This window comes from Bacillus sp. SG-1, assembly GCF_000181495.1.
Taxonomy (GTDB): domain Bacteria; phylum Bacillota; class Bacilli; order Bacillales; family Bacillaceae_B; genus Rossellomorea.
Map to the genome: position 1 here is coordinate 1 of NZ_ABCF01000025.1, position 25,831 is coordinate 25,831.

The 25,831-nt window shown below is 42.5% G+C and carries 31 protein-coding genes and 1 pseudogene; 25 read left to right on the plus strand and 7 right to left on the minus strand.

Annotated features, from left to right (window positions below; all coding sequences use genetic code 11):
- From BSG1_RS11470 to BSG1_RS11540, 15 genes and pseudogenes are all read left to right on the plus strand, one after another.
- On the plus strand, window positions 1-220 hold a 220-nt coding region (locus BSG1_RS11470; protein ID WP_006837196.1), incomplete at its 5' end, for a sulfurtransferase TusA family protein.
- Window positions 221-285: 65 nt separating this feature from the next.
- A complete protein-coding gene (locus tag BSG1_RS11475; protein WP_006837197.1) occupies window positions 286-765 on the plus strand; it encodes a DsrE/DsrF/DrsH-like family protein in 480 nt (159 codons plus the stop codon).
- Between the two features lie 145 nt (window positions 766-910).
- The gene (locus BSG1_RS11480; protein WP_006837198.1) at window positions 911-1,207 is read left to right on the plus strand and encodes a rhodanese-like domain-containing protein; all 297 of its coding nucleotides are present in this window, start codon (window positions 911-913) and stop codon (window positions 1,205-1,207) included.
- A gap of 50 nt (window positions 1,208-1,257) precedes the next feature.
- Complete coding sequence (locus tag BSG1_RS11485) at window positions 1,258-1,827, plus strand: sulfurtransferase TusA family protein (protein ID WP_006837199.1); 570 nt, start codon at window positions 1,258-1,260, stop codon at window positions 1,825-1,827.
- Between the two features lie 5 nt (window positions 1,828-1,832).
- On the plus strand, window positions 1,833-2,066 hold the full coding sequence (locus BSG1_RS20365; protein ID WP_006837200.1) for a glutaredoxin family protein: 234 nt from the start codon (window positions 1,833-1,835) through the stop codon (window positions 2,064-2,066).
- Between the two features lie 52 nt (window positions 2,067-2,118).
- Window positions 2,119-3,250, plus strand: a pseudogene (locus BSG1_RS11495) (MBL fold metallo-hydrolase).
- 212 nt (window positions 3,251-3,462) lie between these two features.
- On the plus strand, window positions 3,463-3,690 hold the full coding sequence (locus tag BSG1_RS11500) for a sulfurtransferase TusA family protein (RefSeq protein WP_006837202.1): 228 nt from the start codon (window positions 3,463-3,465) through the stop codon (window positions 3,688-3,690).
- A 50-nt stretch (window positions 3,691-3,740) separates the two neighbouring features.
- Window positions 3,741-4,517, plus strand: coding sequence for a sulfite exporter TauE/SafE family protein (locus tag BSG1_RS11505; RefSeq protein ID WP_006837203.1), 777 nt, complete (start codon window positions 3,741-3,743; stop codon window positions 4,515-4,517).
- A gap of 350 nt (window positions 4,518-4,867) precedes the next feature.
- Entirely contained in the window at window positions 4,868-5,467 is a 600-nt protein-coding gene (locus BSG1_RS11510; protein ID WP_044022785.1) for a class I SAM-dependent methyltransferase, read from the plus strand.
- Window positions 5,468-5,497: 30 nt separating this feature from the next.
- The gene (locus BSG1_RS11515) at window positions 5,498-5,884 is read left to right on the plus strand and encodes a YidH family protein (protein WP_006837205.1); all 387 of its coding nucleotides are present in this window, start codon (window positions 5,498-5,500) and stop codon (window positions 5,882-5,884) included.
- Window positions 5,885-6,000: 116 nt separating this feature from the next.
- Complete coding sequence (locus BSG1_RS11520; protein ID WP_006837206.1) at window positions 6,001-6,402, plus strand: LysM peptidoglycan-binding domain-containing protein; 402 nt, start codon at window positions 6,001-6,003, stop codon at window positions 6,400-6,402.
- Between the two features lie 69 nt (window positions 6,403-6,471).
- Window positions 6,472-6,912: a hypothetical protein gene (locus tag BSG1_RS11525; RefSeq protein WP_006837207.1), complete on the plus strand. Its 441-nt coding sequence runs from the start codon at window positions 6,472-6,474 to the stop codon at window positions 6,910-6,912.
- A gap of 471 nt (window positions 6,913-7,383) precedes the next feature.
- Window positions 7,384-8,082, plus strand: coding sequence for a YetF domain-containing protein (locus BSG1_RS11530; RefSeq protein WP_006837208.1), 699 nt, complete (start codon window positions 7,384-7,386; stop codon window positions 8,080-8,082).
- Window positions 8,083-8,137: 55 nt separating this feature from the next.
- A complete protein-coding gene (locus BSG1_RS11535) occupies window positions 8,138-8,581 on the plus strand; it encodes a hypothetical protein (protein WP_006837209.1) in 444 nt (147 codons plus the stop codon).
- Window positions 8,582-8,766: 185 nt separating this feature from the next.
- Window positions 8,767-9,669, plus strand: coding sequence for an AEC family transporter (locus BSG1_RS11540; RefSeq protein ID WP_044022786.1), 903 nt, complete (start codon window positions 8,767-8,769; stop codon window positions 9,667-9,669).
- Window positions 9,670-9,879: 210 nt separating this feature from the next.
- On the opposite strand, the gene BSG1_RS11545 is transcribed toward BSG1_RS11540, so the two are convergent.
- Entirely contained in the window at window positions 9,880-10,410 is a 531-nt protein-coding gene (locus BSG1_RS11545) for a collagen-like protein (RefSeq protein WP_006837211.1), read from the minus strand.
- Between the two features lie 32 nt (window positions 10,411-10,442).
- Window positions 10,443-12,488 carry a PKD domain-containing protein gene (locus BSG1_RS11550; RefSeq protein ID WP_044022787.1) on the minus strand — a complete coding sequence of 682 codons (2,046 nt, stop codon included), beginning with the start codon at window positions 12,486-12,488 and terminating at the stop codon, window positions 10,443-10,445.
- Between the two features lie 287 nt (window positions 12,489-12,775).
- On the opposite strand from BSG1_RS11550, the gene BSG1_RS11555 reads away from it, so the two are divergent.
- Genes BSG1_RS11555 through BSG1_RS11590 form a run of 8 tightly spaced genes read left to right on the plus strand, consistent with a single transcriptional unit; the run spans window position 12,776 to window position 20,221 of the window.
- The gene (locus BSG1_RS11555; protein ID WP_006837213.1) at window positions 12,776-13,201 is read left to right on the plus strand and encodes a hypothetical protein; all 426 of its coding nucleotides are present in this window, start codon (window positions 12,776-12,778) and stop codon (window positions 13,199-13,201) included.
- 13 nt (window positions 13,202-13,214) lie between these two features.
- The gene (locus tag BSG1_RS11560; RefSeq protein ID WP_006837214.1) at window positions 13,215-13,679 is read left to right on the plus strand and encodes a hypothetical protein; all 465 of its coding nucleotides are present in this window, start codon (window positions 13,215-13,217) and stop codon (window positions 13,677-13,679) included.
- Window positions 13,680-13,693: 14 nt separating this feature from the next.
- The gene (locus BSG1_RS11565) at window positions 13,694-14,281 is read left to right on the plus strand and encodes an SCO family protein (RefSeq protein ID WP_006837215.1); all 588 of its coding nucleotides are present in this window, start codon (window positions 13,694-13,696) and stop codon (window positions 14,279-14,281) included.
- 17 nt (window positions 14,282-14,298) lie between these two features.
- Window positions 14,299-15,066 carry a hypothetical protein gene (locus tag BSG1_RS11570; protein WP_044022788.1) on the plus strand — a complete coding sequence of 256 codons (768 nt, stop codon included), beginning with the start codon at window positions 14,299-14,301 and terminating at the stop codon, window positions 15,064-15,066.
- Window positions 15,067-15,080: 14 nt separating this feature from the next.
- Window positions 15,081-15,383 (plus strand): hypothetical protein, encoded by a 303-nt coding sequence (locus BSG1_RS11575; protein ID WP_044022789.1) that lies wholly within the window; start codon window positions 15,081-15,083, stop codon window positions 15,381-15,383.
- 17 nt (window positions 15,384-15,400) lie between these two features.
- Window positions 15,401-15,700 (plus strand): hypothetical protein, encoded by a 300-nt coding sequence (locus tag BSG1_RS11580; protein WP_006837218.1) that lies wholly within the window; start codon window positions 15,401-15,403, stop codon window positions 15,698-15,700.
- A gap of 30 nt (window positions 15,701-15,730) precedes the next feature.
- Entirely contained in the window at window positions 15,731-19,384 is a 3,654-nt protein-coding gene (locus BSG1_RS11585; RefSeq protein ID WP_006837219.1) for a multicopper oxidase domain-containing protein, read from the plus strand.
- 15 nt (window positions 19,385-19,399) lie between these two features.
- On the plus strand, window positions 19,400-20,221 hold the full coding sequence (locus tag BSG1_RS11590) for a hypothetical protein (protein ID WP_006837220.1): 822 nt from the start codon (window positions 19,400-19,402) through the stop codon (window positions 20,219-20,221).
- A gap of 259 nt (window positions 20,222-20,480) precedes the next feature.
- Here BSG1_RS11590 and BSG1_RS11595 read toward each other — a convergent pair whose 3' ends face one another.
- From BSG1_RS11595 to BSG1_RS20870, 4 genes are all read right to left on the minus strand, one after another.
- Window positions 20,481-20,789: a hypothetical protein gene (locus tag BSG1_RS11595; protein ID WP_044022790.1), complete on the minus strand. Its 309-nt coding sequence runs from the start codon at window positions 20,787-20,789 to the stop codon at window positions 20,481-20,483.
- Window positions 20,790-20,806: 17 nt separating this feature from the next.
- Window positions 20,807-21,127: a hypothetical protein gene (locus tag BSG1_RS20860; RefSeq protein ID WP_156791474.1), complete on the minus strand. Its 321-nt coding sequence runs from the start codon at window positions 21,125-21,127 to the stop codon at window positions 20,807-20,809.
- Window positions 21,128-22,076: 949 nt separating this feature from the next.
- Window positions 22,077-22,247 (minus strand): hypothetical protein, encoded by a 171-nt coding sequence (locus BSG1_RS20865; RefSeq protein WP_006837223.1) that lies wholly within the window; start codon window positions 22,245-22,247, stop codon window positions 22,077-22,079.
- Window positions 22,248-22,865: 618 nt separating this feature from the next.
- Entirely contained in the window at window positions 22,866-23,009 is a 144-nt protein-coding gene (locus tag BSG1_RS20870) for a hypothetical protein (RefSeq protein WP_006837225.1), read from the minus strand.
- Window positions 23,010-23,131: 122 nt separating this feature from the next.
- Here BSG1_RS20870 and BSG1_RS11610 point away from each other — a divergent pair, with 122 nt between their 5' ends.
- Together BSG1_RS11610 and BSG1_RS11615 are read left to right on the plus strand one after the other, a co-directional pair.
- Window positions 23,132-24,184, plus strand: a complete 1,053-nt coding sequence (locus tag BSG1_RS11610) for an SDR family oxidoreductase (protein WP_006837226.1) — start codon at window positions 23,132-23,134, stop codon at window positions 24,182-24,184.
- 79 nt (window positions 24,185-24,263) lie between these two features.
- A complete protein-coding gene (locus BSG1_RS11615; protein ID WP_006837227.1) occupies window positions 24,264-24,776 on the plus strand; it encodes a mismatch-specific DNA-glycosylase in 513 nt (170 codons plus the stop codon).
- A 35-nt stretch (window positions 24,777-24,811) separates the two neighbouring features.
- Here the strand turns inward: BSG1_RS11615 and BSG1_RS11620 are convergent, their stop codons facing one another.
- Window positions 24,812-25,594, minus strand: a complete 783-nt coding sequence (locus tag BSG1_RS11620; RefSeq protein ID WP_006837228.1) for a class I SAM-dependent methyltransferase — start codon at window positions 25,592-25,594, stop codon at window positions 24,812-24,814.
- Window positions 25,595-25,831: the final 237 nt, after the last annotated feature.

The following is a 25,831-nucleotide window of genomic DNA, read 5'->3' on the forward strand; positions in this document are numbered from 1 at the left end:
AGATAAAATTTTAGATGCAAAAGGCCTGGCTTGTCCCATGCCTATCGTGAAAACGAAGAAAGCAATGAATGAATTGGAATCCGGTCAGGTTCTGGAAGTTCTTGCAACTGATAAAGGTGCAAAAAGTGACTTGACTGCATGGGCTAAGTCCGGTGGCCACGAATTACTAGACCATAAAGAAGAAAATGATGTATTTACATTCTGGATCAAAAAAGGATAAATTTTTTTAACGACAAATATACCCCATAGGGTAGTTGGCATAATAGACAATAGGAGGAGATATTTTTGTCAGAAAAGAAAAAAACAACAATTGTATTATTCAGCGGAGACTATGATAAAACGATGGCGGCTTACATTATAGCAAACGGAGCGGCTGCTTATGATCACGAGGTAACCATCTTCCATACTTTCTGGGGATTGAATGCCCTTCGTAAAGAAGAAAACGTTGAAGTGAAAAAAGGATTCATGGAAAAAATGTTCGGTAAAATGATGCCAAGAGGCGCCGACAATATGGGATTATCCAACATGAACTTTGCAGGCTTCGGACCGAAAATGATTAAAGGTGTCATGAAGAAGCACAATGTCATGTCATTGCCTAATCTGATTGAGATGGCTCAGGAACAAGACGTTAAATTAGTAGCCTGCACGATGACAATGGATCTTCTTGGTTTGCAAAAAGAAGAATTACTAGAAAACATCGACTATGCCGGAGTAGCAGCTTATTTAGCTGATGCAGAAGACGGCAACGTTAATCTGTTCATTTAATCAGGTAATCGCTATTACCAAAGGAAAGTTTAATAATAGTAAGTTTCGGGGAAAGATTGTATGAACCCCCTAGCTTTGATTACACTTTATTAATGTGAAGACCACTTTCCACAGGAAAAGAGTTCAATAAAAGGAGGATACTAAAATGAGAGAAATTTCACCTAAAGAAGTAGAGGAAATGATCAATAACTCAAAGGACATCAATCTTATTGATGTGCGTGAAGATGATGAAGTAGCTGAAGGAAAAATTCCAGGAGCTGTCCATATCCCTTTGGGGTCAGTTGAATCCCGCATGAATGAGTTAGACAAATCCAAAGAGTATGTAATGGTTTGCCGTTCTGGAGGCAGAAGCGGCCGTGCATGTCAATTGTTAGAAAGCCAAGGCTTTGAAGTCATTAATATGAACGGCGGTATGCTTGCATGGGAAGGCAAAACTGAATAATTTTTTTGAATGGACGTATACCCCATTAAGTATGAACAGGAGGTAAAAGAATGGAAAGTATTAAAGCCGATTCTGTATTAGATGCAAAAGGGCTCGCTTGCCCAATGCCCATTGTCAAAACAAAAAAAGCCATTACCAATTTAGAAGGCGGCCAGGTATTGCTGGTTGAGGCAACAGATAAGGGCTCTACAGCTGATATTAAGGCTTGGGCAGAAAAAGCAGGCCACCAATATCTCGGTACAATTGAAGATGGTGACCTCCTAAAGCATTATTTAAGAAAAGCTTCCGGAGAAGAAAAGATTGAAAAAAAACACCCAAACACGGTAAACAATGAAGAGCTGGAAGCAAAATTAGAGAATGATATTGTTGTACTGGATGTAAGGGAAGAAGCAGAATATGCGTTCAATCATATTCCCAATGCCGTTTCCATTCCAATGGGAGAACTTGAGAGTCGTATGAATGAATTGAATAAAGAAGATGAAATCTACGTTGTATGCCGTACAGGGAATCGAAGCGACCTTGCTTCACAAAAGCTTGCTGAAAATGGGTTCTCGAAAGTAATCAATGTTGTCCCAGGCATGAGTGAGTGGTCCGGAAAAACGGATTCTTCCCAAAGCTAAGACCCATGAATAAAGTAACTATTTACACTTCAACACATTGTCCACAATGTGGCAGGCTGAAAAGCTTTCTTAATGCGGAACATATAGAATTCACAGAAGTTAATATTGACAATCATCCTGAAGAATTGACTAAGCTTGTGAACACAACCGGTCAACTGGGAGTTCCACAAACAAAAATCAACAACAGGTGGATAATAGGCTTCAATCCTGCAAATATTTTAAAAATCTTAGCGGGCTGACGGCAGTCTTTTAGCCAAAAAAATTTGTGTGTAATTATACCGAAGGGGGTAATTGAATGACTGTAAAAGCAATGAAATCAAAAGAAGTGACAAAAAAAGTATTCAACAATGAAGAACTGTTTATTTTAGACGTTCGTAATGAAGACGCATACCAGGACTGGAAAATTGAAGGACATAATTTTGACTACTTAAATGTCCCTTATTTTGACCTGATTGACGGAGTAGAAGAAATTATGGATAAAATCCCATCCAATAAGGAAATTCTAGTAGTATGTGCTAAAGAAGGCTCTTCTGTCATGGTCGCAGAAATGCTGTCTGACGAAGGTTTGGATGTAGCGTACCTTGAAGGTGGTATGAAAGCATGGAGTGAACACCTGGAGCCGGTTAAAGTCGGGGACTTAAAAGACGGAGGAGAGCTATACCAATTCGTTCGTATCGGAAAAGGCTGCCTGTCTTACATGGTTGTTTCCAACGGTGAAGCAGCGATCATTGACTCCACTCGCATGGCGGACATCTATACAGATTTTGCTGCCAGCCTAGATGCCAAAATCACTCATGTATTTGATACCCATCTTCATGCCGACCATATTTCAGGCGGACGTATCATCGCACAGAATACAGGTGCAACGTACTGGCTGCCGCCGAAAGATGCTGAGGGTGTTACATTTGAATATGCAGCATTGGAAGACGAGAATGAAGTTACAATCGGAAACACAAAAATTAATATTCATGCGCTATATTCGCCAGGCCACACAATCGGTTCCACATCATTTGTCGTCGATGACCAATACTTGATGACAGGCGACATCCTGTTCATCGATTCAATTGGCAGACCGGACCTTGCAGGCTTGGCTGAGGACTGGGTAGGAGATTTAAGAGAAACGCTTTATTCACGCTACAAAGAACTATCCAATGATTTGATTGTTCTTCCGGCTCACTTCATGATCATCGATGAGTTGAATGAAGATGGAAGCGTATCTGAAAAACTCGGTGTATTGTATGAACAAAACCATGGCTTGAACATTGCAGATGAAGGCGAGTTCCGCTCACTAGTGACGGAAAACCTTCCGCCTCAGCCAAATGCGTACCAAGAAATCCGCAAGACCAACATGGGTCAAATCACGCCGGATAATGATGAGCAGCGCGAGATGGAAATCGGACCTAATCGTTGTGCGGTTAGATAAGCGATTGAAAAGTAACCAGGCGGACGAACCGGCTGGTGCCCGCCTATCATTCTTTATCGTCTGAATTGTGTCGTTTATCGACCAGAATGTGTCGAATATCGCTCGTTCGTTGTCGAATAACGATCCAAACAAGTCGAATATCGGCCATCCCTTGACGAATATCGGCCAACACCATTAAAACTAACAAAAAACAATTATCAGGAGGCTATACAATGGAATCAACAAAAGTATTAGACGCAAAAGGACTTGCTTGCCCAATGCCAATCGTAAAAACAAAAAAAGCCATCAACGAATTGCAATCAGGTGATGTCCTAGAGATTCATGCAACAGACAAAGGCGCAAAAAGCGACCTGACTGCCTGGGCGAAATCAGGCGGCCACGAATTAGTGAAACACGAAGAAGATAATGATGTCTTCAAGTTCTGGATCAAAAAAGGCTAATAATCATACAGGGAACCAATTGAGGTTCCCTTTTTAAGGAGGTTAAAAAAATGGACATAGGTTTTATCATTGTTATTTTTCTAATTGGTTTCATCGGTTCCTATATTTCAGGAATGCTTGGAATCGGCGGCTCCATCATTAAATATCCGATGCTTTTATACATTCCGCCATTGTTCGGCCTTGCGGCATTCAGTGCTCATGAGGTCTCTGGAATCAGTGCAGTACAAGTATTCTTCGCTACCATCGGTGGTGTTTGGGCTTACCGAAAAGGCGGATATCTTAACAAGACATTAATTGCCTACATGGGTGGTGCCATCCTGATCGGAAGTTTCATCGGGGGCTATGGTTCAAAATTGATGTCTGAAGGCGGTATCAACTTAGTTTATGGTATCCTTGCTTTGATTGCGGCAATTATGATGTTCATTCCCAAAAAAGGGATCGATGACATCCCGCTCGATCAAGTCACATTCAATAAATGGCTTGCAGCTTCACTGGCATTAATCGTCGGTATCGGTGCTGGAATCGTAGGCGCTGCCGGAGCTTTCCTGCTTGTGCCAATCATGCTTGTTGTGTTAAAAATCCCAACTCGTATGACGATTGCTTCTTCCTTGGCGATCACATTCATTTCTTCCATCGGAGCTACGGTCGGGAAGATTACAACCGGTCAGGTAGAATACATGCCTGCATTGGTCATGGTGGTCGCGAGTTTGATCGCCTCTCCACTTGGTGCCATGGCCGGTAAAAAAGTTAACACAAAGATTCTTCAATACATTCTTGCTGTCCTTATCCTCGGTACAGCAATAAAAATTTGGATGGATATTCTGTAAACTAAAAGAACTTTAATTTGGTGTGATAGCGACTACTCTCGATTGAAAAATAATATCCAAAAACCCCTAAAGAATAGGTGATTAAATGGCTGCAAAACAAAAACACCAATGTAATGGTTCCTGAGGAATCCAGTCAAAAGATTCCCGGTCATTTCGGAAATTCCTTCCTCCTATATGACCGGGAGTGCTTGTCTGGCTCCTGGCAGGAGTCATTTTATTGCTAAATAAGATCTTTTAAAATGGTTTTTATACTTCTTTGAGGATGGGACAATGACCATTAAGAAATTATTTATGTCAATTCCGTTCTCAAAGGGTGGACCTACATAAGAAACTAAAATGGGAGGAGATGGATCAACATGTGGAATGAAAGGTTCAGCAAAAAAGAATATGTATATGGAACAGAGCCAAATCAATTTTTAGTTTCAGCTTTTGAAAAGCTTTCTTTATCAGGAAAAGTGCTGGCTATTGCTGAAGGTGAAGGCCGAAATGCCGTTTATCTTGCTTCCCAAGGGTTGGAGGTTACTGCTTGGGATTACGCCGCTTCAGGATTAGAAAAAACCAAGCGCCTGGCCCAATCGAAAAATGTTCATGTCACTACCGAGCTAGTAGACTTAAACCATGCTGATTTTGAGCGAAACAAATGGGATGGAGTCGTTAGTATTTTTGGACATTTCCCTGATGAATTAAAGCAGAAAACACTTCAAGGTGTAAAAGATACAATTAAGCCGGGAGGGCATTTTGTTACTGAAGTGTACTCTGTCTATCAAATACCTTACAAAAGCGGAGGTCCTAAAGAGGAAGAGATGCTTTACCGTCCTGAGGACTTTTTGAAAAGCTTCAGTGATTGGAGAATCATCCACTTCTTCATGGGTGAAGTCATGCGAGAAGAAGGGGAACTGCATAAAGGGTTGTCCCATGTCATTCAATTCATTGCCCAAAAACCGGAATGATTTGTAAATTCTACTCTCGAGGTGAACCTCATGTCAGGATCAGAAAACAAGCTAACAGCTAAAAATCAAACTATTGAATCAAAGTATATCCAACAGCATCTGGCTAGCGAAAGGACGTTCCTTGCTTGGATCCGGACGGCTATTGCCATTATTGGTGTTGGATTTCTTGTTACCAACCTTCACTTTACAATGAAATCCAGTTTATCACCTGCAGGGGATTTGCTCGCCAATATCATCGGGTTAGCATCCGTTGGTCTTGGCATTTTGACCATCATTATGGCAATCGTCACCTACATGAGAAAGATAGAAACGATCAACAATCAAACGTTCCGGACTTCCAAGTTCAGCATTGTAACACTGGGCGTTTTTGTTATACTGATTGCGTTTGTATTCGGGGCATATTTCTTAATAGTTTAAAACCTCCAAAATGGGCTCATCTTCATGTAACTTGCTGTTTTTCCTACCGTCTAATAGGGTGTAAAAGGAAAAGATTAGCAGGGACATCAAGAGAAACATTATTGGGGGTTATTTTAATGAAGAAAAAGTTTCTTAAATCTGCCGCGATAGCCATAGCGATATCTACACTGGGAGTTTCCAGTGCAGGTGCCGCTGGATTTCATCTCATCCAAAAAGGAGATACCCTTTGGAGTCTATCTCAAAAGTACGGCATGACAGTGGATCATTTGAAGGGAAGCAACGGATTATCTTCCAACACCATCTATGAGGGTGACAAAGTTGAAGTAAAGAAGCTTGTCACGGTGAAAAAAGGAGACACTTTATGGAGTCTGTCCCAGAAATATAACAGTACGGCAGGGCAGCTAAAACATGTTAACCAGCTGAAATCAGATACGATTTATATTGGGCAAAAGCTTGAAATTCCAAATGTCGTTCTCGTCCGGTCTGGAGATACCCTTTGGAGCATAAGCAAGAAGTAGGGTTAAACGGTAGAAGAATTAAAACAGAGGAACGGATTAAAAAGCAACCTGATACTGGCAGGTCAGGTATTGAAAGTGAATAAAATCAAAGGAGTATCCTATGATGCAGAAAAAGTTCAGCTGAAATTAACTCCTTTCATTGGGTACACCTTTACTGCAGAAGAACCAAGAACCTTCATTCTCCTGAACAAAAAGAATGAAACTTATTTTGTCAGGGTGGAAGTGCTCCATTCCAAAACGGATATCAGGACAGCGAAAAAGAATGCTGCGGCTAAGCTAAAAGCGCTTGGAAAATTGACAAAAATCCCAACAGAAAATTCTCTGCCATTCTATAAAGATGCTCATTTCTTCCTTCATGCAAACGATGAAAAAATCCAAACTAACATTGTGGTAAAAAAAGTGGATGGCATACTGTTGAAATTCACAATACACTATCCCAACGCAGAAGAAGCAGAAGCTATTATTCCTGAGATGCTGAAAATGCTGAACGAGATTCAAATGAAAAAGTGATGTTAGCCAAATGCCCCTTTTTGCTGTCATGACAGGGGCTTAGATTCTTTTTTGAAAAGGGGGGATTTTAATCATCAGCACATTATAAAACGGCTTGTATTCTGAAATAGGGTAATCACCCATTATAAACATGACGGACTCCGTCTAATAGGTCGTTTCCCTGCTAATCACCCATTACAAACACAACTTGCCTGTTATAATAGGTGTTTCTCTCCTTTTCACCCCATTATAACCCCACTCATCTTCTCTAATGGTTGATTCCCACGCCAATCACCACGATAAATCCTGCATCATGCAAAACTAGAAGGTTCCCGGATTCAACAACGCAATTCACAACCCAAGACACCTCTCGAACAAAGGCTGGAATACCGACCACCCAGCAAGACGTCATTCACGTTTTACAAATACCTCCGACTACACATCATAATTTCCCATTTAATGAAAATACTAAGCAGAAGGAGGTTGAGTGCCATGGATGCTGCAGAGTTGTTATTGAGAGTGGGGATTACCTTTTCTGGTCTTTTTATAGTGGCAAGGATTTCCGGCAGAAAGGAAATCAGCCAGATGACTTACTTTAATCTCATTTCTGCTATTGCCTTGGGTTCGATTGGCGGGGCGATCGTTTCTTCAGCCAATTTTTCTATAAGAAACGCTCTGCTGGCATTGGGCAGCTGGCTGATACTGACACTCTTATTTGGATACATGGATATTAAGTCAAAGAGTGCACGAAAAATTATTGAAGGTGAACCCATCATTGTCATCAAACAGGGTAAAATTATGGAAAAGTCCCTTAAGAGAACCCAATTAGATGTGGATGCGTTGCTTGTCAAGCTGCGGGAAAAAAGCATTTTTTCAGTCAGCGATGTAGACTTTTCTATATTTGAAACGGATGGAAAATTGTCTGTTCTCAAAAAACAGGCTCAACAGTCACTTACAAAAAAAGATATGAACATTCCTTTCAAAACAAAAATCTTCCCGCTTACCACGGAAGTTATCGCAAACGGAACAGTAATTGAAAATAACCTGAAAAAGTTGAATCTCCAGGAAGAATGGCTGCAGCAGCAGTTAAGACAAAATGGAATTGGTTCTGTTTCTGAAGTTTTTTACGCGGAAGTCAAACAAGACGGCACTTTGTACATAGACACCCGCAATGACAATATGACACATTAACGTCCAATCGCTTGTCTCATCTCTTGAATAAACTGTATCAGGAGGTGAGTTTTTCATGAGGAATTTCTTTCAACGCTTAAAAGATTTCTTCAAATTCCGCAATAACTGTCCAGAGCTTCCGGCTGAAACAGAAGAGGGGGAGTGCGAAAGAGTAAGAGAGCGTTTGGCTTACTCCATCCAGTATGATCCCCATTCAAAGATCCTTTTTCAATATATAAAAAAATCTGTCTCCTTAAATGAAGCAATTAAAATGTCCGAAAGACTTGCTCCGGGATGGAGGATGGCAACGCCCGGGGAGCTCTTAAATTTGAGCGGACTTTTTGCGCATGCTGATGAGAAATCTTTCAATCAATGTCCATTGGTGGTTTGGAGCCTTATTAATGAAGGGCAGAGAATAGCGGTGCTGAACCCGGATTCCGAAAACTTTTTGACGCTGATTGAAACAGATGTTACATGTAAAGCAGAAGTCGTTTTTGTTTTTGATCGCAGCGGTCTGTAAGGTAATGAGCAGCCGGTTGTTCATTACCTTCATTTATTCTCCGGACGTTTACATAGGTTCACAATCACTAGATCAATAGACAATAATTGTCAGGCAAAAGGCAAGCGGGATTTCTGCTTTTGCTTTATACTAAGTAAATGACATTATTGTTATTTTAGAAAAATAATGGTTTGGAGTTATAGAAGATGAACTTAATATTAATAGTTTTACCGGTTTTTATTATTCTCTCGGTCGGCTTTATTGGGCAAAGAGTCCTTAATTTAGATATCAAATCAATATCGACTGCTGCGCTATATTTAATGCTGCCTTTTTTGGCATTCCAGACGTTCTATGAAAACGAATTAAGTATTAATTACTTATATATTATTCTATTTTGTGTTCTGCTTCTATTTGGACTGGTGTTAATTTCCATCGTGGCGGGAAGATTTACAAACCTTCCGCAAACAAAAACGTCAGCTTTCGTGCTGGCAGGAGCATTTATGAACAGCGGCAATTACGGGGTTCCGGTCATTCTGTTTGCCTTTGGTGAAACAGGATTTCAGTATGCGGTCATCATGATGGTCATTCAATCGCTTTTAATGAATACGGTTGGACTTTATTTCGCCGCCAAAGGAAGCAAGAAAGGAGGGACCTTCAAGGACTCCTTGATCAAGATCATCAAGATGCCTGTTTTATACGGTTCTGTTGCCGGGCTTTTGTTCCAGGTCGGTTCTGTTCCGCTGCCTGACTTCTTGTATAACGGGATAAATCTTATTGCTTCCGCCACCATCCCGACCATTATGCTTGTATTGGGGATGCAGTTAGCGAATATTTCTAAAAAGAATGTTCAAATGAAAGAGTTGTCTGCTGTCCTTGTGATGAGGTTTGTCGCTTCGCCGCTTATCGCATATGGTATAACGGTTCTATTGTCATTAGACATTCTATTATCAAGTGTGCTGATTGTACTGGCCGCCATGCCGACAGCAGCCAATACCACCATGTTCGCCGTGCAGTTCGATACAGAGCCGGATCTGGTTTCGTTCAGCACATTGGTAACGACATCCGTCAGCATTGTTTCTGTACCGTTTATGCTCATGCTGTTATCGTAAAGCAGAGCCATCATAAAACAGGTAAGCCTGCATCCCACGAGAAGGATACAGGCTCTTTTTTTACAGATTATTAGGTAGGCAAGGTGATTTCCGAGTCACAAGCGGGTCCAGGGCTGGTTACCTGGGAGCTGGAAATGAAAATCCCAAAAACCCCGCATGGCCCAAACGCTGCAATCAAAACACAAACCAACAAACTATACGAATAGTGTTTTACCCAATTCTCAAAACTTGCAATACCGGCATGCTGTAACTTGCATTTTCGGGTATATCAGCCATAAGCGTGACTTCATCACCTTCGAGCAGTGAAAAGAGGACGGATGCACTCAAGGATTGCTTTTGTCCGGCAGCAGATGCTGTGGTGAGGGAAGAGCGAATGTCAATCGAATCATTTACAAGCAGATAGAAGTTAGAGGACTCAGGATTCGCTGCACCAGCAGCTTCCAGGTTGACTTTATAACTGATTTGATACGTGCCGGCTTCCAATACTTTCAGCCCATTGTTGTCCATCTCCGTATTGGTTAAAGGTCCCGGAACATTTAAAGGTACTATGCCCGGTCCTCTTCTGGTTCCTTGAAAATATCCGTATCCATGGGTGACCGCCAGAACACCCGGGGTCCCTGGATCACCTTTTGGTCCACGAGGCCCCGGTCTCCCAACAGGACCTCTTGGCCCTCTTTCGCAGCACCCGCAAGAGGAACAATTTCCGCTCAATGCTTTTAACTGAGAATAGTAGAATTCCATTTTTTTAAGCTCCTTTCAAAGTAATTATCCTTTTACTGACGGATATTAATCGGAATATCGAGAAGGGTGCCGCCGAGGGAGGATTGGACGGAAATTGAACGACTGTTATCCGGTGTAATGGAAGAGCCTTCAACCCTGAACTCCCATTCTCCAAGATTATCGGCTATTGCTTCCGCGAGAACGGGACCGTTTAAGTCATCTCCAAGGTAAATCGTAACGGTCACACCATTTGTCGCTGTGGTGGTCCCGCTGATCCGCCATTCTGCGTCCCTAGTCCGGAACTCTGCCCGTGTGATCGCCAGTACATCCTCTGCAGCTGATATTTCCACAGTATCGCTGGAGCTTCCGCCTGGACCGACAACGGTTAATTCAAAGACTAATGTTGCCTGTTGGTTCGGGAAGGTAAAAGTCGAAACCGGTGAATCCGGATTGGTTAAAGTAACAGGCGGGCCGGAAACCTGTGACCAGTTATAATCCGATATTACTCCAGTTGAACGGCTCCGTAGTGTGACCTCGCTGCCAGGGGATAGCAGCTGATCCGGGCCTGCATCTGCCACTGGTGCCGGAACAGTTTCTCTTATTGTAATGGTGACCGTATCTGTAGATGTGCCACCTTCCGGCCCCGTCACTGTCAATTCGAACTCCAATAAAGTATCGAGAGAGGGAGCTGCAAAAGTAGGCTGATCCGTTTCAGAGCCGTTCAATACAACTGGCTCACCACCGATTTGTACCCAGTTGTAAGACTCGATTGCACCGGTTGATCCAGTACCATCGAGCGTAACATTGCTTCCCCACAAAACAGTCTGGTCGGTACCTGCAATCGCTGTGACCGGGAGTGGATCCGTATTTCCTCCTGTAATGACAACCGAAACCTCAGTAACTCCACCAGAAGAGGATTGGACGGTAATGCTGCCAGGTACAATGTTGAGGCCGGTTAGTATGAGAGTTCCTTCTGGAGGGATTGTAAAAATACCATTGCCGAAATCTTCGAGAGTAAGTTCTGGATTGCCTGCTTCATCGCTTGAGCTTGCAATTACTGTCAACGTGGAAGCATCTGTATCATAAATGGCTTCAGCCCATACAAAATCTACAGGTGCAGCTGTTTTTACAGTAGGCGGGACGTCCGAGACATTTGTCACAGTGACTGTGTCCAGCGGTGTGGTCCCTACATATTCTGTTCTGGCAAAATAAACACCATTTCCGCCGATAAGCCCGGCAGGAGTTACTCCATCTCCTGAAACCTGAATGTCCTGCGGTGTGGTCTCAGATTTAACAAAGACATCAATAAAACCTGTTCCTTCTTCTGTTCGAGTGAAGTTGGCTCTTTCTATATCCAGTCCTGAAACGGTTGATAGTTTACCAGCGAGGGTAAAAAGCATTGTTTCTATAGTATTATCCGGATTGAAGCCTGGGGTGACAGAAGCATCAGGAGAGCCTATACCGATTCCCGGGCCTTGAATCCTGAAAATATTCTGCGGCGCTCCCGTTTCGTCTATAAATAGGCTTCCGGTAATCTGGTGGGGGATGGCCGGATCTCCAATATACCCTTCCGGCGCAGCAGGAGCCACAGTTGGATCCCACTGTAAAAACGGGTGGACCCGGCTTTCCAATGCTGATTCGAAATCCTGCACCTCACCTATATCTTCTGAAAACCTGATTTCTCCCACTTCCGGTTCATCGTCATCAGCTACTTCCGCTATAAACGTGTCCGTTCCATAAGGGTGGGTAACAACGTATTCTTCATTTGCACGAAGACCGGACACCCTGATGCGGACACGGCCAAACACCAACTGATCACCCTCTCTTGGTATTTCTTCAGCGAAAGCCGCTTCCAATGCCAAAACCAGCAGGGCCCTTTCTCCTGTTCCTGTCGTCATTTCTGCTTCGGCAAGCATATAAAATGCTTCGGAAGGGAAATTGTCCGGGAAGGAAACAGGGCTATTAGGATCCGGAAGGTCTTGAGGCGTCACAATGGAAAGCGGATCAAATGCGTTTGCATTCATGGCAAGCTTCAAGCCATTTTCATCTTTATACCACATCGGAAAACCATTAGCGGGATCTATTGGACCTACAATCATGTAATTACCTCCTTAATGTTCAATATTTCATACTTCTTCATAAAATCACTTCTGTAAAACCTTATAGATATCATAATGAGGAAAAGACTTTCAAATTTCTGCCAATCCCTTACTATTCAGTAAATGTACAGGCGGTAAAAAAGGTGTATAAATCGGGCAGAAGCCTTGTCAGTTTATATATTTTTTATGAATATGTGCCTAATAGTCATGAATTGGAAAATAGAGTAATAAAATTTGACTGAAGTGTGTTAATTTAAAATTTTTTATCTATAACAAGAACGGGGTGAGTGATCATTGCCGACTTCTGGTTGTTGTTCTTATTTGCACTAAATGTTCTGGTCACCGGCTGCTTGTACGTCTTTGTTCATGAGAACAAACGACTGATCGGATTTCAGCTTGGGATGAACATTTCAATTACAGCAGGGGGATTCACTGCTGTTTCAACAGGAATTCTCCTCATTATGGTCTATCCATTCTTTTATACGAGCGTTACGCTTCTGTCTGTGATTATCGGCCTGCTTACCGGGGGAGTCTTCGGTATGCTGTTTGATTATCAGACCGCTTTAACCGGTTATGTGAATGGATTGATGATGGGGTTGATGGGACCAATGGTTGGAGCTTTGATCGAAAACCAGTTGTTGTTTTTATTTTTTTTCGAATTCATCCTGCTTTTTGCTTATGTCACGGTTGTGTTTTCAGTCAGGAGGTCCTGAAGGGGGAGGCGCGATGATTCAATTAATCTATATTTCCCTCATTTCTGCAATCTTTCTTAGTATAACTGCCTGGATGAAATTCAGAAAGAAGAGATTGCTTTTCGATAACCGCTACGGCATGACCATCAGTATGTCTTCCGCTTCCATTATTTCACTCATTCTATCCATGCAATTTTCATTCGTTTCGCCTTTTCCATTTGATGTGACGCTTGGTTTAGCTGCCTTATCAGGGATTCTGATTGGAGCGGCATTCGGCTGTCTGGTTCGACTGCATGCCGTTTTAAGCGGGATTTTTTCAGGCGCAACGGGAGGACTTATGGGTGCGATGTCAGGCAGCGTCATCAAAGATCCATCCTTGTGCGGACTCCCCATGGATACCGCAAGTGTGCTTCAGTTTAATATGCTGACGTTCACGGCTTTTGGAACAGCGATCCTTTTCGTGACAATAGGCTTGATCCTCTATTCATTGAAAGTGTAGAAGGGCGGGGAAAAATGAAGAGAAAGATTGCTTTGGGAATATTCGTCCTTGCAGCATTGATGGCCATCTTTTTTCTCTGGCCGCGTCAAGAAAGACTTCCGCTTCTTGGGTCAGTTGAAAATGCAGCATTAGAAAGTGTAGATGGCTCAACATTCCAACTGCATGATCAAAAAATTAAATTAGTAGTGTTTTTTTATACCCACTGTCCTGACATTTGCCCCATGACACTCTTTGACCTGGAACAAGTCAAGAAAGAATTGGAAACAAAAAATCTTTTCAAGGAAAAAGTAAGGTTCATTTCCATCACCCTTGACCCGGAGGTCGATACTCAGGAAAGGCTGCAGGAATATGCACAGAACTTCAGCGTGGATCATGCAGGGTGGATGATGCTGCGGGGTGACACTTCGACCACAGAACAAATAGCGAAAGACTTCAAGATGATTTACCAGAAGAACGAAAGCGGGTTCGTCACCCATAGCACAACAATGTACCTCGTGGATGCAAATAATAAAATCAGGGCTTATCACGATATGGCAGTGGGGGATAAAAAGGTGAACGTTGAAGAAGTGGTCCAACACATTGAATGGCTCGCAGCAGAATGACGAAAAGGAGGGGATTCATGAAACCCCAGGTAAAAAGAGATGAATATATCGAAAAACTTCTGAAAATGAGAGAAAATGAAGTCCATCAAATGGATGCCATCAATCAAAGAAGCCTCCTGAAAGGGGAGGGACTCACATCCCCGACCAGCGCTGTTTCAACAGAAGAAACAAGAATCCTGATGGAATACATGGATCAAAAGAATCTGTTCAATCTAGGTTCAACGAATGAGAAACGGCGGAAAGTGCTGACCTTGAAGAAATTTTTTAAAAAGAAACGAAATCAGCAGGTTGAAGTGTATTCTAATTCAGGGAATGCAGTCATGTACACAGAAGGAAAAGTGGCGGCCATTGGACGAAATTTCGTTATGTTGTCCAACTTGAAAGACCGTTTCTGGATTCCCTATGATGCTATCCAATCTGCCAACATCCCCTTCGGAATTCCCAATTATTCCAATACACATCAGCATTATATTTATGATAACGACCTCAGAACGAAGCTGCTCCAACAATTTGGAGAGACTGTTTCCAGGAAAGAAGAGCTGTTTCAACAGTTCTGCGAAGATTCCTTGGAGTCCAATCTCCATACATGGAAAGGGTCGAGGGTGGAAGTAAAGACTGCCGAAGGAGACGAATATACCGGTAAGATCCTAGAAGCAAATGACCATAAGCTCCATATCAAACAGTCGAATCGAATTAAGCACATTGATTTATCGACTGTTTCATATATTCGAACACTGAGACTTTTACATCTTGCAAAAAGATTACTAAAACGTTCTCGTGAATGATAAGGGGGAAAACTATGAAGACGAATAACAGACTGCCGGAAGACCGCCTGCTCCTGGAACTTATGGATTTAATGGGGAGGGAAATCCTGGTCATCACTGAAGCCCCCCAGCTGAACCTGCTTGGCCAGACCTTCAGGCCGATATTTTGCGGCACCCTTGCTGAGGTGGGCCGGGGGCATATTACACTGGATCCGGTCATTTTCAAAATAGTCAATGCACCATTTTATGAATTTCCGATGCCGATATCCATACCACTGGAAAAAATCGTATCGTTTACGACGGAAATCCCTTGTGACACCGTATTCCCATTAACGTAAAAGGAGGACACTCAGCTATGGCAATCAGTGATCAGGAAAGAGATTCGTTTCAGTCAATTAATGACATTCATGATGAGGGACTTGTTGATTTGTTCAGGGTGAACAAAGGAAGAAGGGTGTTCATGCTGATGCCCAACTACCCTTTCATATTCATAGGGAAAATTTTAGACGTCATAGATGATATGGTTCTGCTCGACGTGGAAACCTCTCAATTTCCTGCGTTGGAAAAAGTTAAATGGCATATTCATATTCATAATATTGAAGTCTTTTATATAGAAAAAAGTACTGGTCCCCGAATTCCGAGATTAAAAGATTAGCACCTGAGAGAAGAGAAAGGAGACCACTTCATGAAACGTTGCTTTCACGTAGTCGCCATCCCCATTCGGATCGTCGTAAACAACTTTGGAGATTACAATCCGAATGGCATGATGTATGTATTAAAAGAAAATGAACATAAAGTTAAACGTCTGGTCAAGAAAAACCCTTTTTCCGTCGTTGATCTTGTTCAGCCGCTTATTATCCGTGCCAACGAAGGGGATGAAGTTGAGGTCCTATTTGAAAACCAGCTTCCCTTCAATACTTCCATGCATTTTCAGGAAGCAGAATATGATGTTCTGACATCAGATGGGGCTAATGTCGGCTTTAATCCCGATACGACGGTAGCCCCTGGATGCAAAATCCTTTACAGGTTAAGACTGCCAAAGGAAGGGGCCTATATTTTTTCAGACCTCGGAAATCCATCCAGCAGTGAACAAGGCTCAAATTCAAACGGGCTGTTTGGTGCCCTGTTTGTGGAAAGAAGGTTTTCCTGGTGGACGGACCCGGTGACTGGCGGGCCTCTCAATAGCGGTTTATATGCGGATGTCCATCATCCCATATTGCCATCTTTCCGTGAATATGCTTGGTTATTCTCAGATGAAATGGAAATCAACGATCTCACAGGAAATAACCCTATAGATCCGGTGACCGGCGAGCCGACAGAATCCTTCCATGGTGTCAATTATCGTTACGAACCTCTGCATCGAAGGAAGCAGCTGATTGACGAAGGGGTTGTCTGTCCTGATTGTGACGGCGAGGAAGTCCACCATGATTCCTGGGTATTCGGCGATCCGGCAACCCCTATATTTCGTGGATATGTCGGTGACCCGGCAAAAATACGCCTCATCCATGCAGGGGTGAAAGAGACGCATGTCTTTCACTATCATGTTCATCAATGGTTCAATGACCCGGATAATCTTGAATCGGAAATTTTTGATTCACAAGCTGCGAGCCCTCAGTCCCATTATGACATTGAACCGCTATACGGGTTAGGCAGCCTTCAAAGAGCAATCGGTGATGCCATCATTCATTGTCATCTATACCCTCACTTTGGTATAGGGATGTGGGGGATGAACAGAGTATTTGATACTTTGCAGGACGGCAGTCAAAGTTATCCAAACGGTGTAAAAATCGATGCGCTGCAGCCACTCCCGGACCGCCCGGCTCCTCCACGCCCGACAAAAGAAAAACCGGGTTTTCCTAACTTTATACCTGGGAAACCAGGTTTCAAGGCCCCGCGTCCACCACTTGGAATTGTAGGCGGAAGGGGATTGACCGAGCTTGAAAAAAATGCAGCTGTCCCTAAAGCACGCCCAGGAGCAGTATTCGCTGATCCCTGTATAGAAAACGCAAATGTTATTGAGTATAATATTTCACTCATTGAACTTCCTCTTGTATACAACAAACAAGGGTGGCATGACCCCAAGGGAAGAATATATATATTGGATGAGGATATTGATGATGTCTGTTCAGGAAGGAAAGAACCCGAGCCCCTTATCATTCACCAGCCGGCCAACACTTGTATTAGGATTAATTATACTAACCGTCTGCCTCACATCCTCGATGGTGATGCTTTTCAACTCGTCACCCGCTCCTATGAAGCTGGCATGCATATTCATTTCGTGAAATTTGATGTGCTTGTAAATGACGGAGCTAATGTTGGATGGAACTATGATTCAAGCATTCTGCCAGGGGAAACGATGAGGTATGAATATTATGCAGATGTGGAACTAAAAGCATGGTTCTTCCATGACCACTTATTTGCCGTGCAGCACCAGCAGCATGGTGTATTTGGCTCAGGTGTCGTCCATCCACGTTTCACAAAATTCATTGATTCAAATGGCGGAGGCGAGGTAGGAGCAGGTGCGCAGGTAACAGCAGTAAATCCATTAATACCGGACTATCGCGACTTTTCCCTGATGGTGCAGGATTTCTCTTTACTATTTGACAAGAAAGGCAATCCGATCCAGCCGCCGGAGTTTCCAGGCTCTCAGGACGATCCTGGCTTATTCGGTGTAAATTATAAAAATGAACCACTTCAATTCAGGTTAGGACCTGACTGTGACCCTGCCTATACGTTCAGTTCGTTTGTTCATGGAGACCCATGCACTCCAATCCTACGTGCATATGAGGGGGACCCGATTCGCATCAGGCTCCTGCAGGGTGCACAGGAAGAGTCCCACAGTTTCAATGTGCATGGATTAAGATGGTCGAAGGAACGCTCAGATCTCGATTCGATGTTTCGAGAACAGCAGCATATTGGAATATCAGAATCTTTCACATTCGAATCGTATATACCAAGGGCGGGAGATTATTTATGGGCATTCGAAACAGAAGAAGACCTATGGAATGGGTTATGGGGACTGATCCGTGCATATGATGAAGTGGTCCCGGACTTAATCCCGCTGACTGACAGGCCTCGGCCACTTAAGCGGTCAAGGCTTCTGCCTTACCGAACCGGCAAGCCGCCAAGGAAAGGAGATTGTTTCAAGGATGACCTGATAATCCCACATAAGAGATGTGTCAAAGAGTTTGATATCGTCGCGTTTCAAGTACCGATCATTTATAACGAATTCGGCGATGTGGATCAAAACGGGATTGTCTTTTCTCTTCGTGAGGACATGGATGATATTCTTTCAGGCCTTAAAAACCCCGAACCGCTTATTATCAGGGCCAATGTGGGGGACGAAGTCAGGGTAAAATTGACCAGCCTGCTGGAGTTTGATAAGTTTCCTTTCAAGGACGGCATATATCCTTATCCTACAGTTAAGGAACAAGCATTTTATCCGCCGTCTTTAAGAATTTCCCTGCACCCTCAGTTGATTCAATATGATGTCAAGACTTCGAGTGGAGAAACCGTCGGATATAACTATGATCAGACGGTCGGTCCTGGCGAATCCATTACGTATAAATGGTATGTCGATTTCCCTGTTGGAGCATGCGGCATGTGGGATATGGCCGATATCCGCAACCATAAATCACAGGGGGCCTTCGGTGCATTCATTGCTGAACCAAGGGGCACCGAGTATCTCGACCCACATACACTGAAGCCTGTCAAAACAGGTGCGAGTGTCGTGCTGAGAAACAACCTGCTGCCGGACAAAAGGGAATTTGTCATAATCATGCATGACGGGGTAAGGCTTCATGACAAGGACGGTATCCTCATCACCGATCCGATTGATGGAATCCTCCTCGGTCCGGATAATCCGTTTGAAGGAGATTTGGTCGATACCTATGATAACGGGTCCAGAGGCTTTAACTATCGTTCCGAGAGATTGATCAACCGTTACCGAAAACATCCTGTACTTCATGATTTGTTCAGTTCGAAGCTATTCGGTGATCCGTCAACACCACTATTTGAAAGCTATGCAGGGGATCCGGTCACCCTCAGGTTAATTGCTCCTGCAGAAAGAAGAAGATCGCATACCTTCCATCTCCACGGACATTACTGGAGAAAAGATATCTCGGACATTAACTCTGTGACAGCTTCGTTTGAAGGGTTTAATCTTGCGGGAAGCAAACAGGATTTTGAATTGTTTGGAGGTGCTGGAGGTTTCAACCAATTCCCCGGCGACTATATGTATAGATCCGGAAATATACAGTGGGATATAGAACAGGGGATGTGGGGAATCATGCGCGTGCACGGGAAGCGCCAGCCGCATCTTCCGCCTTTGGAAAAATAAAAAGGTGGTGGCACAATGGGAGCCAATGAGGAACAAGACGGAAAGCAAAATGAGCTGGAGAAGAAAAAATCCGAATTTAAATTTTGCACAGAAGGGCACTGCTGCCAGGACCGATTGAAACAGCCCGAGATTCCCTCGGACAATTCTTGTATGCCCGAGGAAGAATTAGAGGCAGTGGAGGAAGACATTGACAGAGCAAACCAGCTTCTCCTTCAATTAGGCCTTGAAGATCCAGAGCGCAACAGGGTCATAAAAGAAGCCTTCAGGGGGATTGAAGGCTTAATTGTCACAATTGAATTGGAGGTCGGTGAAGAAGAAGAAGAAGGGGGAGAAGAAGGAGAAGCAGAGGGCGATGCAAAAAATGAAGTAGCAGTAGCAAAGGTTGAAAGAGAAGTAACAGGCAAGGTATTCCTGGCGGGAAATGATTTTGTAGCTCTTCTTCAAGATGAAACAGAGATCTTGATTCCCAATGAAATGGTTTCACTAATCAAAGCAGAAGGGAGGTATGCTGAACCTGTTTCTGAGCCTCAGTTAAGTGAGATTGATCCTTGCTTCCGAAGAGAATTGACCTTTCATTTCGGAAGGACCGTATCCTCCTCACCCGAGCTGATACAGATATTCTTTGGCATGAAGCTGGCTATTTACCTGCTTTTAATACAGGATAAAGAAATACAGGTTGTGCTGGAGGAAGAAACTCTGGAAGGTGTTCTCTGGAAGGTCTCAGAAGACAGTCTGACATTGAAGAATGGCCAAGAAGAGAAAGATATCAACTTAGCACATGTGTTATATATAAAATTTGACCGCGAGTCAGAAAAAGAATATGAAAAAGAAAAATAAATAAGAGGGAAGAGGATGAATTCTCATGATTTGTCCTCTTTGTTCATGTCTGACTTCTGAGGTAATTGCCGGGTTGCTGTTCTAGGAAAATCCAAACTACCGGTTATTTACCTGGGTTGGAGCGGGAATCGATGAACAGCGTGAGTATCTTACACTTCCCCACCAGCTTATTAAAGTTAAAACCGGCAGCAAGACATTGGCATATCCAAAAACAAACGAAAAAGCCCCGATAAATCAGGGCTTTTTATGAAAAGGCTTATTAGCAGCATTTGTCTTCATGGTGAATTTTCACATATTTAATTTTTTCAACTAGTATGATCCAAGAGCTGCAATGCCTCTTGTGGTCACTGGATTCATCAGCAAGTGCCGCATCATCTGCTTGCTCGTAATCCGGGGTATCCGGTTCTTCTTGTTGATGAGGATCTGGCGCTGGATCCACTATATCGTCGAACTTTTTAACTTCTACAAAGTTTGTTCCTACATAACAAATCTGAACTTCCATCTTTCTGCCGTCTTCAAGTTCAAATTCAACCAGGCACCCAATGAACTGGCGCAGTTTAAAGTTCATATTGTTCTGCAAACCGCCTAGTCTGAGCCTGAAGTCATCATCACAAAGCAATCTGCGGCATTTATTATGATGGTGGTGACAGCCGTGGTGATGACGATGGTGGTGACCGCATTCGCAGTGATGATGCTTGTGACGGCATTCGCAGTGATGGCGGTCGCAGTCACAGCGGCGATGATGCCCGCAATCATTATGGTGATGACAGCAGTCACAGTGATGGTCATGAAATGGTTTCTCATAACCATGATGACATGGCTGGTCATAATGCTTATCGCAGTCACAATCCTTTTCATTAGGGTGGTGGTGAGGACAATGTTGGTGATGATGATCTGGACAGTCACATTCTTTTTTCTTACGATGGTCTCTGTCTTTTTTTTCTTCCTTATATTTCATTCCACTTCCTCCTTTTCGTTAGTTGGTTTTTAATTTCTCTAAATGAGTGATTGAAGAAAAAGCTAACAAGCACATGTTATATCCTATGATTTTTTTCCTATTTTGAATGGGACAACGGCCTTCATTTCTGGCAATTTTTTCTACAGCAGCATATATCATTCCAATTATAAGGAAAACAGGTTCTTAGGCAGCAAATATGAACGCATCTTATACAGCACGAGGAACAGCAGCAATCTTTATGCTTTCTTTCTCTCCGGCTGTTTTTCTTTTCCATGATTTTCACTCCTTCCTTTTTTTTACTATTATATTCATCTTGGAGAGAAACGCTTGGCCCAATGTCTCTTGTTCCAACAAATCTTTACCCCTTTAAAGCGCTAAGAGGGACAGTCCCTCTTAGCGCTTTAATACAGTAAAGGTCTGTTAACACCGAAGGGATTTTATGGTATAGGGGAGGGAAGAGGCATCGGCAGAAGGTTGGTCTAACAATTAATGCCCAGCGGATATAACCCGCTGGGCATTGATTGATATTCTATAATAATTCCCACTTTACAACAGTGATTTTTGTGCCGCTTTTGGGGGAGGTTTCTAAAGAAAAATCATCCATCAGCGTTTTCAAGACAGGTATCCCAGCCCCAAGGCTGCCTGAAGTAGAGTAGCCCTTATTCATTGCCTTAAAAGGGCGAGATTGAGCTTGAAATATTGAGAGAACGGGTAAAAAAAGGCGTCAAGATCAGCGCTAGTGATAAGGGTCCCGGAATAGAGGATATCAGCAAGATAGTATGTTTAATTATCTATTAACGGCTTAATTTTTAATGAGAATGCAATAAACTCACTCAATGTAAATACACAATTAAAGATTGGTAATTAAAAAACACTAAAATTTCATCTCGATTCAACTCACAATCCGGCATTGCGATAGATATTCCTGGAGAGTTCCGATACAGCCGTCAGGACTTTTGCACGGTTAATAGAACTTAATTTCAAACCTTCTGAAATCTCTCTGGCCTTTTTTCGGGCTATAATTATATCATTCTCTGAATCTATATTAATGATTACTTCTTTAATCATCTATAACTCCCTATTATACTATCAACAAAGAACGATAAGATCTTCTCCAAAAGGAAACTTCCTCCCATTACATTAGAAGGGTTCAGTAGAAAAGTTTATGAAATGCACCCTTTAAAGCAATTGATCTCCCATGGGGCCGATAAGTAACAGAAGTGGCGGGAGTTCGGCTTTTAGTTTTCTCAAACATTAGGACTGCCGAATCAAGAGAGGTTTTTAACATGACACAAGTGTTAGAACAGGCATTGTTCTTAAAGGCTCTTTCTTGAACTTTGCTGTTGTTTACTATGATTACAATATAATATCGTCATGTTTACAAGTAATCCCATGTTAAAACGAAAAGAGAAAAACTTTGTACTCAGGGGCCAAATCCGGCAGATGGGATTTCTCCGAAAGCAATAATCAAAACTAAATAATCCTTTAAAAGGACTGCAGCGGCTACACAGGGAAATTCACTGTTGTAAGGATGAAGATTAAAAAGTGAAATCCTGAAGGATATTGAGCATCTTTCTTCAGTCATTACTGAGGATGAAAGGAAACCAATAACGTGATTGGGAAAGGAAGGGGAGACAACGGAAAACAATGGCGATTCCTGCACGTAAGACAGGAATACGCCGATTCTTATTTCAGCTTATTTTTTATATCCTGCTGTGTAATTTCGCTTCGAATCGCAGCATCCTTCGCAAACTCTTCATTAAAGGCTTTATTTCTAGGATATTTGTTTTTTCGTTCACGGTTATCATTTTTATTAGTCAATGTCTTCACCTTCCTTTCTCCCGTTATCCTTTTCTTATCGAGGACTTTTTATGTACAAGGTATCACACTGTCGAAGATTGTCCCTCTTTAGGTTATGATGTAAAATAGCTATCAGAAGTGGAGGAGGAACAATGAATATTTTTTTAACGGGGGCCACCGGTTTTGTCGGTAAACAGCTCTCAAAAGAACTTTTGGCTGAAGATCATCATTTATATATTCTTTGCCGAAGCACTCAAAAGGCCGAAAGCTTCATGGAAGAAATGCCATCTTCTCTTATCGGCAAGGTAACCTGTATAAAAGGGGATTTAAGTGAAAAAGCGCTCGGTATTTCAGAAGACAAGATAGAAGAACTTAGCGGACGCATTGACGCCGTTTATCATATGGCAGCATACCTTTCTTTTGACCCATCTCAAAAAGAAGAAACATTTAACGTGAACCTGGAGGGTACCCGTCATGTGATGGAGTTCGCTGAAAAAGCAGGATGCCGGAAATTTCTTTATGTAAGTACCGCTTACACTGTTGGTATGGAAACAGAAGGAAAAGAGGAATTGTATAGCCTTGACAGGTCTTTCGTCAATCATTATGAAGAATCAAAGTCACATTCTGAACACCTTCTGTTCTCTCATAAAAATGTGAGCAACATGGAAATTATGATCTTGAGACCTGCCATCATTATCGGTGATTCACGTACCGGAGAAGCTCAGACAACTTTTGGGCTGTACGGATTACTTAAAGCCGCATCATTGTTAAAACGAAAAGTGTCTAAAAGACAAGACTGGGAAGACCATGTTTATCACTTTCTCGGACAAAGGGAACTAAAAATGAACCTTGTGCCGGTGGACTATGTAACAAAAGTTTTAAGAACAGCGTTAAAGCATGGGGAAGACGGGAAAATTTATAATATTACCGACCCTTCTCCTCTTACACAAGATGAGATTTTTGAAGCGGTTAAAGAATCCCTTGAGTTTCCGAACCTTAATCTGGTTCCCCATTCCAAAGCTGACTCCCTGACAGAGCTGGAACAGGCATTCAATCAGTCGCTTACGATTTTCAAACACTATTTTACAAGAGAGATTCATTTTCCATGTGATAATACATTAGCTTTATTGAACAAAGCCGGCGAAAAGCCGCTTAGTATGAATTATAAAACACTGAAATTCATCATAGAGGGATTCAACAACTAACCCTTCACCACTTTAAAGCACTAAGAGGGACAGTCCCTCTTAGTGCTTTAAAGGACTAAAGAAACGGAGGAGGTCCAGGATGCAGCCCTTACCAGATCATCTAAAAGAAAACCTTGATATTGTCTTTATAGGTTTCAATCCAAGCCTGAAATCCGGAGAAGTCGGTCATAATTATGCCAATAAAAGCAACCGGTTTTGGAAGATCCTTCATCTTTCCGGTTTAACACCAAGGCAGTATGCACCCGAAGAAGACTATACATTACTCCAACTTGGCTACGGACTCACGAATATTGTCGAGCGGCCGACAAAAGAAGCTGCCGACATTACGAAAGAGGAGTACAGTGAAGGAAGAGTCATATTAAAGAACAAACTCAAAAAATATTCTCCAAAAATCGCCTGCTATGTCGGAAAAGGGGTGTATCAACAGTTTTCTAAGAAGCGGAAAATCGAATGGGGAATACAGGAAGAATCCGTAGTAGAAGGTGTCATTGATTTCGTTGCTCCTTCCTCGAGCGGCCTGGTCAGAATGAAAATCGATGAAATCGTTTCTATTTATAAGGAACTGACTGAACTCAAAAAACAAAAGCATTAAGCGAAGTTCCAGGTGAACTTCGCTTAATGCCTAAACTATTTCCTCAAAAAGAAACATGTAGTTTCCATTCGTTCTTTAAATATCCCCTCCGGATTCAGCAAAAGAAGTTCCTTCGTAAGTTCAGCTTTAAATTCATCCACCTTGCTGCCGAAAAGGCTGGCTTTACAAAAGGAAGTTGAAAACAGGTACCCAAGTATCTCATCAATGGACCGGGTATGTTCACTGACAACATCAAACATTTTTGTTAGCGTGAAGGGGGAAGCCGAAATCACTTCTTCATGTGGCTTTTCTTCCTTATATGTACTGCTTCCTGCTCTTCTTGTAACTCCAAGATATCGCTGGATAACATCCACCGTCTTATTCTGCCACTCTGATTCACCATTCCAGACACTTCCTCCTGCCAGGATGACCATCCCGCCATTATCCGTCAGCACGTTATAACTCATACGAAGGACCATTTCCCTGTCCATCCAATGAAATGAGTTTCCGGCGGTGACCAGGTCATATTGTAAATCTGAATCCTCAATCATTTCTGCAGAAGCCTGCTTCCATACAACATTTGTCAGTCCTGCTTCTTCCGCACGCTCCCGGGCCTTTTCAAGCATTTCTGCATTGATATCAATTCCATAAGCCTTGTCAAAGTATCCTGCCAGCGGCACAATCACTTCACCCGTTCCACATCCTAAATCAAGCATATTCCCACTGCCTCCAGTTTGATATTCAGTGATGATTTCCTCAAACACCTTTGAAGGGTAGGGGAGACGATATTTTGCATAGTACGAAGCCGTTCCTGAAAAAAGATTTTCACGATCAATCATTTTCTTCAAAACCTCCTATATAAACTTGAATCTATGTATTTATACAAAATTTTAGCTTTTCAAAGACATCGCTTTCAAAGTATAGTATGAATAGGAAAACATGTCCAATTATTTTAAAAGTAAAGAATCCTATGAAAAATACGGCGTTCTTTCCAAGGCAGAACTAATAAAACCGTAAATCAGCAGTTGAGCAGCAATCCGAGGTTGGAAAAAATATAGTACAATCCCACCCTAAAG

Excerpts from the sequence above, each read along its gene's own strand:
- BSG1_RS11480 (WP_006837198.1), top strand. The coding sequence starts at position 911 with ATGAGAGAAATTTCACCTAAAGAAGTAGAGGAAATGATCAATAACTCA.
- BSG1_RS11485 (WP_006837199.1), top strand. The coding sequence starts at position 1,258 with ATGGAAAGTATTAAAGCCGATTCTGTATTAGATGCAAAAGGGCTCGCT.
- BSG1_RS20365 (WP_006837200.1), top strand. The coding sequence starts at position 1,833 with ATGAATAAAGTAACTATTTACACTTCAACACATTGTCCACAATGTGGC.
- BSG1_RS11500 (WP_006837202.1), top strand. The coding sequence starts at position 3,463 with ATGGAATCAACAAAAGTATTAGACGCAAAAGGACTTGCTTGCCCAATG.
- BSG1_RS11505 (WP_006837203.1), top strand. The coding sequence starts at position 3,741 with ATGGACATAGGTTTTATCATTGTTATTTTTCTAATTGGTTTCATCGGT.
- BSG1_RS11515 (WP_006837205.1), top strand. The coding sequence starts at position 5,498 with ATGTCAGGATCAGAAAACAAGCTAACAGCTAAAAATCAAACTATTGAA.
- BSG1_RS11520 (WP_006837206.1), top strand. The coding sequence starts at position 6,001 with ATGAAGAAAAAGTTTCTTAAATCTGCCGCGATAGCCATAGCGATATCT.
- BSG1_RS11530 (WP_006837208.1), top strand. The coding sequence starts at position 7,384 with ATGGATGCTGCAGAGTTGTTATTGAGAGTGGGGATTACCTTTTCTGGT.
- BSG1_RS11535 (WP_006837209.1), top strand. The coding sequence starts at position 8,138 with ATGAGGAATTTCTTTCAACGCTTAAAAGATTTCTTCAAATTCCGCAAT.
- BSG1_RS11540 (WP_044022786.1), top strand. The coding sequence starts at position 8,767 with ATGAACTTAATATTAATAGTTTTACCGGTTTTTATTATTCTCTCGGTC.
- BSG1_RS11545 (WP_006837211.1), bottom strand. The coding sequence starts at position 10,410 with ATGGAATTCTACTATTCTCAGTTAAAAGCATTGAGCGGAAATTGTTCC.
- BSG1_RS11550 (WP_044022787.1), bottom strand. The coding sequence starts at position 12,488 with ATGATTGTAGGTCCAATAGATCCCGCTAATGGTTTTCCGATGTGGTAT.
- BSG1_RS11560 (WP_006837214.1), top strand. The coding sequence starts at position 13,215 with ATGATTCAATTAATCTATATTTCCCTCATTTCTGCAATCTTTCTTAGT.
- BSG1_RS11565 (WP_006837215.1), top strand. The coding sequence starts at position 13,694 with ATGAAGAGAAAGATTGCTTTGGGAATATTCGTCCTTGCAGCATTGATG.
- BSG1_RS11570 (WP_044022788.1), top strand. The coding sequence starts at position 14,299 with ATGAAACCCCAGGTAAAAAGAGATGAATATATCGAAAAACTTCTGAAA.
- BSG1_RS11575 (WP_044022789.1), top strand. The coding sequence starts at position 15,081 with ATGAAGACGAATAACAGACTGCCGGAAGACCGCCTGCTCCTGGAACTT.
- BSG1_RS11580 (WP_006837218.1), top strand. The coding sequence starts at position 15,401 with ATGGCAATCAGTGATCAGGAAAGAGATTCGTTTCAGTCAATTAATGAC.
- BSG1_RS11585 (WP_006837219.1), top strand. The coding sequence starts at position 15,731 with ATGAAACGTTGCTTTCACGTAGTCGCCATCCCCATTCGGATCGTCGTA.
- BSG1_RS11590 (WP_006837220.1), top strand. The coding sequence starts at position 19,400 with ATGGGAGCCAATGAGGAACAAGACGGAAAGCAAAATGAGCTGGAGAAG.
- BSG1_RS11595 (WP_044022790.1), bottom strand. The coding sequence starts at position 20,789 with ATGAACTTTAAACTGCGCCAGTTCATTGGGTGCCTGGTTGAATTTGAA.
- BSG1_RS20865 (WP_006837223.1), bottom strand. The coding sequence starts at position 22,247 with ATGATTAAAGAAGTAATCATTAATATAGATTCAGAGAATGATATAATT.
- BSG1_RS11610 (WP_006837226.1), top strand. The coding sequence starts at position 23,132 with ATGAATATTTTTTTAACGGGGGCCACCGGTTTTGTCGGTAAACAGCTC.
- BSG1_RS11615 (WP_006837227.1), top strand. The coding sequence starts at position 24,264 with ATGCAGCCCTTACCAGATCATCTAAAAGAAAACCTTGATATTGTCTTT.
- BSG1_RS11620 (WP_006837228.1), bottom strand. The coding sequence starts at position 25,594 with ATGATTGATCGTGAAAATCTTTTTTCAGGAACGGCTTCGTACTATGCA.